This window comes from Streptomyces sp. SPB074 (assembly GCF_000154905.1).
Lineage (GTDB): Bacteria > Actinomycetota > Actinomycetes > Streptomycetales > Streptomycetaceae > Streptomyces.
In genome coordinates, this window is the sequence record NZ_GG770539.1 from 3446315 (window position 1) to 3448653 (window position 2339).

At 76.8% G+C, this 2339-nt stretch carries 3 protein-coding genes; all 3 read right to left on the minus strand.

The window, feature by feature from the left end:
• Window positions 1–579: TrmH family RNA methyltransferase (locus SSBG_RS14250; protein WP_037869760.1), on the minus strand; the 579-nt coding region annotated here is incomplete at its 3' end.
• Window position 580: 1 nt separating this feature from the next.
• The gene (locus SSBG_RS14255) at window positions 581–1915 is read right to left on the minus strand and encodes an HTTM domain-containing protein (RefSeq protein ID WP_008746817.1); all 1335 of its coding nucleotides are present in this window, start codon (window positions 1913–1915) and stop codon (window positions 581–583) included.
• The coding region (locus tag SSBG_RS14260) for a DUF5819 family protein (protein WP_037869761.1) at window positions 1912–2339 on the minus strand (428 nt) is incomplete at its 5' end. The genes SSBG_RS14260 and SSBG_RS14255, both read right to left, overlap by 4 nt.

Sequence of the window (2339 nt, forward strand, 5' to 3'; positions counted from 1 at the left end):
CAGTGGCCCGGCCGGCAGTCCGGGGACGGCGCGGCGCGCGACCGGGAGCGCGAAGTGCAGTCCGGCCCCGGCGCGGACGGCGGCCGGGTGCCAGGGGTCGAGAGCGCCCGTCGTGACGACACCGCTCGCCCCGAACCCGGCCGCGAGCCGGATCACCGCGCCCGTGTTGCCGAGGTTGCGCGGCTCGTCGAGGACGAGGAGCGGACTCGTACGGGGCCCCGTGAAACCCGCCGCCGGTGGCCGCGCGGCCAGCGCGGCGACGCCCGTGGGGTGCGGACGCGGTACGAGCGAGCGGTAGAGGGCCGGGGGAACGGGGACGAGCAGTCCGGCGAGGCGCGGGGCGAGGTCGGGGGCCAGTTCCGCGGCGAGGGCGAGCGCCGCCGGGCGGTCCTCCGCGACCGCGAGCGGCACGTCCGCGCCGAAGCGCAGGGCGTGCTTGAGCGCGTGGAAACCGTCGAGCAGCACCATGTCCGCCCCCTGCGGACCGGCCGCGAGCGCGTGCCAGCGCCCGGCCGCCTCCCGGGCGGCCTCCTCCCGCGCGGCCTCCCCGGCCGCCTCGTACTCAGGCATGTCGTGCACCCTACGGGGCGGCACCGGCACTCGCCGCGCCCGGCCGTGCCGGAGCCGTCTCGTCGCCGGCACGGGCGCTCCGGCGGCCCTCGTGCGGCAGCGCCCCGCGATCCGCGCCGCGCATCCCCCGCGCCTTCCGCGTCCCCCGCATGGTTCCGCCGACGCCGCGCCCGAGCCGACGCGCCCCGCGCTCCGTCGCGCGCAGCAGTCCGGAGGGCAGGAAGACCGCGTCGGAGGCGAGCATCGCGAGGGAGAAGAACGGGAGCCCGAGCAGGAGGGCGATCCCCAGGTGTTCGGCGGTCAGCACGATGATCAGAACATTCTTGGCCCGGCGGTTCAGGAGCGAGAACGGGAACGCGACCTGCGCGAACACCGTTCCATAGGTCAGGAGGGCGATCAGGGTCCCGTGGGCGGCGAGGGCGTGGGAGAGTGCCGGCCAGGGGGAGAAGGCGTCGAGTTCGAGGGGGTAGTAGACAGCGGTGCCGTCCTGCCAGCGGCTGCCCTGGATCTTGTACCAGCCGGCGGCGCCGTAGACGAGGCAGGTCTGCGCCATGAGGAGCAGCAGTCCGGCGTGGTGCAGGAGGTTGCCGAGGACGTCGGCGAGCGCGCGGGTCTCGCCGAGCGGGTGGCGTTCGAGGAACCACCAGGCGCCGAGGGCCGCCCAGGCGGTCGCGAGGGCGAGGGTCCAGCCGGGGCTGAGGCGCCCGGCCGACACGGCGGCGAGGAGGGCGGCGCCGAGGAGCCCCCACAGCCAGGGGCCCGCGCGGTCGGGGCGGCCGAGGGCGCGGCGGCGGGCGTCGAGCGACCACGCCTGCCCGCACCGGGTGAGGCAGAGGTAGAGGGCGAGCAGGTGGAGCAGGTTGTCGCCGCCGTCGCCGACGAAGACCGAGCGGTTCTGGAGCGAGAGCAGGGTCAGCGCGAACAGCACGGACATCGTCCGGGTGCGCCAGCCGAGCACGAGCAGGAAGGAGACGAGGAGGGCCAGCACGTACACGCAGGTGAACCACGCCTCGCCGCGTGACCACAGCAGGGCGGTGAACGCCCCGTTGCCGGAGACGAGCCGCTGCGCGAGGTCCCAGCCCCAGGCGCTGCCGGGCCCGTACAGCTCCGCGCGGTGCGGCCACTCGCGCAGCAGGTAGAGGCCCCAGGTCCCCGCGACACCGATCCGTACGGCGGCGGTCTGCCGGGCGCCGAGCGTCGCGCCGGTGACACGGGCGACGCCGGTACGGAACGCCGCGCGGACGGCCTCCGGGCGCGAGCGGCGCGGTTCCGCGCCGGGCAGGGGCGCACGCGGCCGGGGGACGGCGGCGCCTGCCGGCGTGCGCTGCGGCGCGGGCGGGCTCATCGCTGTGCCTCCGACCAGCCGAGGGTGCGGTAGGCGGGGCGGAGGGAGAACTTCTCGTCGCTCCAGGCCGGGGGTGGCACGGGCGTGCTGCGGGCCCGCACCTGTATCCGCCTCAGCTCGGCGCCGGGACCGCCCGCGCCCGCGCGCTCCAGGCGCTGGGTCGCGAGGCGGCTGAGGTACGCGGCGGTGAGCTCGCCCCGGGTGCCGAGGGGGCGGCCGTCGTTGTCGTGCGAGGAGGCGTAGACGTCCCAGGCGCGCCGCAGGACGTTCTGCCGCGCGTGGCTCGGCAGCAAGGCGCCGTGCACAGCGGCGCCGTCCCGCGCCGAGAGGTCGTACCAGCCGGTCACGAAGCTGGTGCCGTCCGCGTGCAGACCGCTCGCGCGCGCCTGCACGGCGGTGTTCCGCTGGATCGGGTTGGGGGCGA